Genomic DNA, 6,312 nt, shown 5'->3' with positions numbered 1-6,312 from the left:
GTTTGCAACCCCTCCCTCATCTGACTGTCTGGGGAGGTCGCATCCGCGTGGGGCGCGCCGGGACGGGGCGCGCCCCCCGAGAGAAGAGGAAACCCGTGACCCAGCAGCCTTCTTCGACCCGCAGCAGCGCCGTCGCATCCCTGAGGGATCGGCCGAGCGCGGACGTGCTCATCGTCGGTGCAGGCATCAACGGGATCGCCACGTTCCGCGAGCTCGCGCTGCAGGGCGTCGACGTCGCGCTGGTCGATCGGGCCGACTTCGTCTCCGGCGCCTCGTCGGCGTCGAGCCACATGGTGCACGGCGGCATCCGCTACCTCGAGAACGGCGAGTTCCGCCTGGTGCGGGAGGCCGTGCAGGAGCGCAACCGGCTACTCAAGAACGCACCGCACTACGTGAGGCCGCTGCAGACCACGATCCCTATCTTCAAGACCTTCTCGGGCGTGCTCACCGCCCCCTTCCGCCTGCTGGTCTCGCACGGCCGCGGCAAGCCCAACGAGCGCGGCGCGCTGCTCATCAAGCTCGGTCTCGTGATCTACGACACCTTCTCGCGGGGCGGCGGGCGCGTGCCGCGCCATCGCTTCCGAAGCCGTCAGCGGTCGCTGCGCGAACTGCCCAGACTCAACCCGAACATCAAGTACACGGCGACCTACTTCGACGCCTCGATGCACGATCCCGAGCGTCTCGCCCTCGACGTGCTCGCCGACGGTCTGGCGGCCGGCGGCGAACGGGCCAGGGCCGCGAACTACGTTTCGGCGGCAGGCTTCAGCGAGGGATCGGTGCTGTTGCGCGACGAGGAGACGGGCGATGAGTTCCCCTTCACCGCACGCGTCGTCGTCAACACGAGCGGGCCGTGGACCGACCTCACCAACGAGGCGCTGGGTCATCCGACCCGCTACATGGGCGGCACGAAGGGTTCGCACATCGTGCTCGACCACCCCGAGCTGCTCGAGGCGACGGCCGGAAGGGAGATGTTCTTCGAGCACTCCGACGGTCGCATCGTGCTCATCTACCCGCTCAAGGATCGGGTGATGGTCGGCACCACCGACATCAAGGTCGATCCGAGGGATCCGTCGGTCTGCACCGATGAGGAGGTGGACTACTTCTTCGACCTGATCCCTCACGTCTTCCCCTCGATCTCGGTCGACCGCTCCCAGATCGTGTACTCCTTCTCGGGCATCCGGCCACTGCCGCGTCAGGATGACACGGCCCCGGGCTTCGTGTCGCGCGACTACCGCATCGAGCAGGGGTGGATCGGCGATGTGCGCACGCTGAGCCTCGTGGGAGGCAAGTGGACGACCTTCCGGGCGCTGGCAGAGCACCTCGGCGACGAGACCCTGAAACTGCTCGGGGTGCGCCGCAGCGTCGGCACGCGAGGCACCGTCATCGGCGGCGGCGCCGGCTTCCCGAAGGATCGCGCCGCGCGGCGCATCTGGGTCTCGAAGCGCTCCCGCGGGCACTCCCCCGAGCTCGTCGAGCGGCTGCTCGAGCGCTACGGCACGAAGGCCGAAGACGTGCTCGCGGCGCTGCCCGCCCAGCCGACGGAGCTCGCCTCGGCCCCCGGTTACTCCGTCGAGGAGCTCGCGCACCTCGCGAGCTCGGAGGGCGTGCTGCACCTCGACGACCTGCTGCTGCGACGCACGTCGATCGCCTTCGTCGGCGGCGTGACACGTGAGACACTCGAGGAGACGGCTGCCGCGATCGCGCCGGCGCTCGGGTGGAGCGACGAGGATCGGGCGCGCGAGGTCGAGCGCACGGCGCGCATCCTGCGCGAGGCGCACCGCGTCGACCTCGACGGCCCAGGGCTCGCGCCCGTCGCCTGACCCCTCGGCGCGCGGTCGCCGATCCCACGATCCGGAGCGAAGGAGCCCCAACACCATGAGCGAGCACGTGATCGCGATCGACCAGGGCACGACGTCCACGCGTGCGATCGTCTTCGACCGGACGGGCGCCATCGTCTCCGTCGGCCAGAAGGAGCATGAGCAGATCATGCCGCGGGCCGGCTGGGTCGAGCACGACCCGCTCGAGATCTGGCAGAACGTGCAGGAGGTCATCGGAGTGGCGCTCGCACGCGCCGATCTCACGCGGCACGATATCGCGGCGGCGGGCATCACCAACCAGCGCGAGACCGCGGTCGTGTGGAACCGACGCACGGGCGAGCCCGTGTACAACGCCATCGTGTGGCAGGACACCCGCACGCAGGGCATCGTGGATCGTCTCGCCGCCGACGGCGGCATCGAGCGGTTCAAGGAGGTCGTGGGCCTTCCCCTCGCGACCTACTTCTCGGGCACCAAGATCGCTTGGATCCTCGAGAACGTCGAGGGCGCGCGCGAGGCGGCGGAGGCCGGCGATCTGCTCTTCGGCACGACGGACTGCTGGGTGCTCTGGAACCTCACGGGCGGCGTCGACGGCGGCGTGCACGTCACCGATGTCACGAACGCCTCGCGCACCATGTTCATGGATCTCGAGACGCTCGAGTGGCGCGACGACATCCTCGAGGTGTTCGGCGTGCCCCGCTCGATGCTGCCGGAGATCAGGTCGTCGTCCGAGGTGTACGGCACGGCCGAGAGCTCCTCGCTGCTGCGGGAGACCCCGATCGCGGGCATCCTCGGCGATCAGCAGGCCGCGACCTTCGGTCAGGCGGCGTTCGACGCCGGCGAGTCGAAGAACACCTATGGCACGGGCTGCTTCCTGATCTTCCAGACCGGCACCGAGATCGTGCGGTCGACGAACGGCCTGCTGACGACCGTCGGCTACAAGCTCGGCGACGGACCGGTGCACTACGCCCTCGAGGGATCGATCGCGGTGACCGGATCCCTCATCCAGTGGCTGAGGGATCAGCTCGGGATCATCGAGTCGGCTCCGCAGGTCGAGGAGCTCGCGCGGCGGGTCGAGGACAACGGCGGCGTGTACGTCGTACCCGCCTTCTCCGGGCTCTTCGCGCCCTATTGGCGGCCCGATGCGCGCGGCGCGATCGTGGGGCTGACCCGCTACTCGAACCGCAATCACATCGCCCGCGCGGCGCTCGAGGCCGTGGCCTATCAGACGCGGGACGTGCTCGACGCGGTCAACGCCGACGTCACCGCCGCGGGCGGCGTGCCTCTCGCCGAGCTGCGCGTGGACGGCGGCATGGTCGCGAACGGCGCGCTCATGCAGTTCCAGGCCGACGTGCTCGGCGTGCCCGTCGTGCGCCCGAGGGTCGCTGAGACGACCGCGCTGGGCGCCGCGTATGCCGCGGGGCTCGCAGTCGGCTTCTGGTCCGGTCTCGACGAGTTGCGCGCGAACTGGCGGGAGGACGCCCGCTGGGAGCCGACTCTCGACGCGTCCGAGAGGGATCGCCTGCTGCGCCAGTGGCGCAAGGCCGTGGAGAAGTCGATGGACTGGGTGGACGAGGATACGCGCTGAGCGCCCCGCCCCGTTCGACCGTTTCAGGGGGCGGGGCGAGCTCGGGAGACGGGCGGATTCAGTTCGCCGGATAGAGCGGGTTGTGCCCCGCCGCGATGCGCTCGTGCTCCCGCACGGGCTCGGGCGGGGTGCCATCGCCGAACGGGGATCCGCCGAGGCGATCGCGTCCGTGCGGATCCAGCCAGTCTCCGAGCTCCGGGCCTGCCGGCACGATGCGGGTCGGGTTCACATCCTCGTGCGTGATGTAGTAGTGCTGTTTGATCTGCACGAAGTCGATCGTGTCGCCGAAGCCCGGCGTCTGGAAGAGATCCCTCGCGTAGGCCCAGAGATGCTCCATCTCGGCGAGCTTGTTGCGGTTGGTCTTGAAGTGCCCGTGGTAGACGGGGTCGAAGCGGGCGAGGGTCGTGAACAGACGCACGTCGGCCTCCGTGATGGTGCCGCCCATGAGGTAGCGGCGCGTCGCGAGCCGCTCCTCCAACCAGTCGAGCGCCTCCCAGAGCCTCGCGTAGGCGGCGTCGTAGGATTCCTGGCTGCCCGCGAAGCCGCAGCGGTAGACGCCGTTGTTGACCTCCGTGAAGATGCGCTCGATGACCGGCCACATCTCCTCGAGCTCCCCCTCCGGGAGCAGATCGGGTGCCCCCTCGCGGTGGAACTCGCGCCACTGCGTGGAGAAGTCGAGCGTGATCTGGGGGTAGTCGTTCGTCACGACTCCCCCGCTCGGGATATCGACGATCGCCGGCACGGTGATCCCTCGCGGGTAGCCGGGGAAGCGCTTGAAGTAGTTCTCCTGCAGGCGCTCCGTGCCGAGCACCGGATCCCTTCCGTCGGGATCGAGGTCGAAGGTCCACGATCGCGCGTCGTGGGTGGGTCCGGGGCGGCCGAGCGAGATCGCGTCTTCCAGGCCGAGCAGGCGGCGCACGATCACCGTGCGATTGGCCCAGGGGCAGGCGTTCGCGGCGACCAGACGGTAGCGGCCGGGCTCGACCGGCCAGGCCTGCGCGCCCTCGCTCAGACCGTAGCCGAGCGAACCGATCTTCGACGCGGGAGGCGCCGGGAGCGCCCTGACCGCCTCGGGATCGGCGACGATGCGATCCTCGATGTAGTTGGTGTCGCGGGTGAACTCGGAACCGCTCGTCACGTACGAGCCGCGGGTCGAGTGCTCGTCTGCGGCGGTTGCGCTCTCGGTGTTCGGCATCGTGGTCTCCCTCTCATCGGTGCGTGCGGTGGCGGCGGGGTATCGGTGCGTGCGGTTACTGTCGTTTCCGAGTCTAGGAGCGACCGCCGACATTCTCGTGAGTGCGGCGCGAGACGCGCAGACGCGTGATCCTTCGCCAGCGCGACACGGGCAGGCCCGGTTCGCCAACGCAACATGGGCAGGCCCGGTATGGAATATCGCGTCGCCTCTTCTCCGACTACCGCGACCGCATCCTCAGGTCGTTTGTAGCTCTCTCACCAAAGCCGGCCCCGAATCTTTGGATCGCTGACCCGGCTTTCGATGCCCTCGATGTCCGAGGTCACTGATGCAATATCCGCATGTCCATCACCTTCACCTCCGAGAGCCCCTACACACTCGCGCTGACTGCAGTCCTCGAGGGGCTCGAGCGCGTGGAGCAACGCATCCGCGAGGCCGAGGCCGAACGCCTGCGGCTGCTCGCCGCGGCGATGGACATCGCGGGCGAGGAGACCCGCCGCACCTCCGCCAGTGCGCCGAACGACGCATCGTCCGAGCTGGCCTACCGCTCGATCCGTTCCGAGATAGCCGCCGCCCTGCACCAGAGCGAGTACGTCACCGAGCGGCAGTTGAACCTCGCTCACTCCCTCACGTACTCCTATCCGCGCACTTTGGAGGCATTTCGCGAGGGATCGATCTCCGAACGGCACGCCTCAGTCATCGTCGATGCGGGCACCGTCGTCGGAGGCACCGACGACGCCGACGCGGTCTTGCGTCGGGCCGACTACGAGTCTGCCGTGCTCGCAATCGCGATCGAGGAGACGCCGGGCCGTCTTCGCCCCGCCGCTCGCAGACTCGCAGAGGCGCACGCCGAGGTCTCGATCGACGAACGCCACGCAGAAGCACGCAGACGCCGCAGCGTGGTGGTCGTCGACGGAGAGGATGGCATGAGCGACCTCATCGCCCATCTCCCCGCTGTGGAGGCCCACGCCATCAAGCAGCGGCTCACCGCCATGAGCCGACGGATCTCGCGCGAGCATCGCAGCGGGCTCACTCGCGACGAGATCCGGGCGGATCTTCTCTGCGGTCTCCTTCTGAGCGGAACATCTGTGCTCGGCAGATCAGCCGCGGCAGACGGGCAGGAGCGCGTCCACGAGCTCTCGGATGTTGACGGCGCAACGCCGGGATCGGGTGTCGCGCCGCGAGATGAGATCCAGGCTCGAGTGCAGGTGATCGTGCCTGCGACGATGGTGCTTCCCGGGCAGGCGGTTCCTCCCGCCGTATCGGTGCCGCCTGGCCCAGCGCAACCGCCCTCGGCAGCCCAACCCGCCAGGTCGGCGCAACGTTCGCAGGCACGGCCATCCCCAACACCGTCATCCCCAGCACCGCTTTCCCCAGTGCCTCCCCCTGCACCGCTTCCCCCCGCACCGCCGCCTTCGGCAACGTCTCGCAGTCGATCCGAACCGGCGATGCTCGCGGGCTACGGACCGATCGACACGGTGACCGCGCGCGAACTCGCAGCGAATGCGAAGCACTGGGAGATGGTCTCGGTCGACGCCAGAGGAGCGGTGCTCTCAGTGGAGCGCTACCGCCCGAGCGCGGAGATCAAACGGGCTCATCGGAATTGAGGGTGTAGGAGCGGTCTGAATCCGCCGGCTTCGAGCAACGACCGCGCAATGTAGTGGGTCAGGTTCCGGAACCCCAGCGCGGAGCCACGGAGGTGTTCGAGCCGACCATTG

Annotated in this window: 4 protein-coding genes; 3 read left to right on the top strand and 1 reads right to left on the bottom strand. The window is 68.8% G+C overall.

The window, feature by feature from the left end; translation table 11 throughout:
* Window positions 1–95: 95 nt before the first annotated feature.
* Window positions 96–1,820, top strand: a complete 1,725-nt coding sequence (locus J4H91_RS09860) for an FAD-dependent oxidoreductase (protein ID WP_208046097.1) — start codon at window positions 96–98, stop codon at window positions 1,818–1,820.
* A gap of 55 nt (window positions 1,821–1,875) precedes the next feature.
* Window positions 1,876–3,402 carry a glycerol kinase GlpK gene (gene glpK / locus J4H91_RS09855; protein WP_208046096.1) on the top strand — a complete coding sequence of 509 codons (1,527 nt, stop codon included), beginning with the start codon at window positions 1,876–1,878 and terminating at the stop codon, window positions 3,400–3,402.
* 58 nt (window positions 3,403–3,460) lie between these two features.
* Here the strand turns inward: glpK and J4H91_RS09850 are convergent, their stop codons facing one another.
* Window positions 3,461–4,597, bottom strand: a complete 1,137-nt coding sequence (locus J4H91_RS09850) for a glutathione S-transferase family protein (RefSeq protein WP_208046095.1) — start codon at window positions 4,595–4,597, stop codon at window positions 3,461–3,463.
* 338 nt (window positions 4,598–4,935) lie between these two features.
* On the opposite strand from J4H91_RS09850, the gene J4H91_RS09845 reads away from it, so the two are divergent.
* Complete coding sequence (locus J4H91_RS09845) at window positions 4,936–6,201, top strand: DUF222 domain-containing protein (protein ID WP_208046094.1); 1,266 nt, start codon at window positions 4,936–4,938, stop codon at window positions 6,199–6,201.
* The last annotated feature ends 111 nt before the right edge of the window (window positions 6,202–6,312 follow it).

The organism is Leucobacter ruminantium (assembly GCF_017565705.1).
Taxonomy (GTDB): domain Bacteria; phylum Actinomycetota; class Actinomycetes; order Actinomycetales; family Microbacteriaceae; genus Leucobacter; species Leucobacter ruminantium.
The sequence above is the reverse complement of the archived record's forward strand: the minus strand, read 5'-3'. Positions and strand labels throughout refer to the sequence as shown.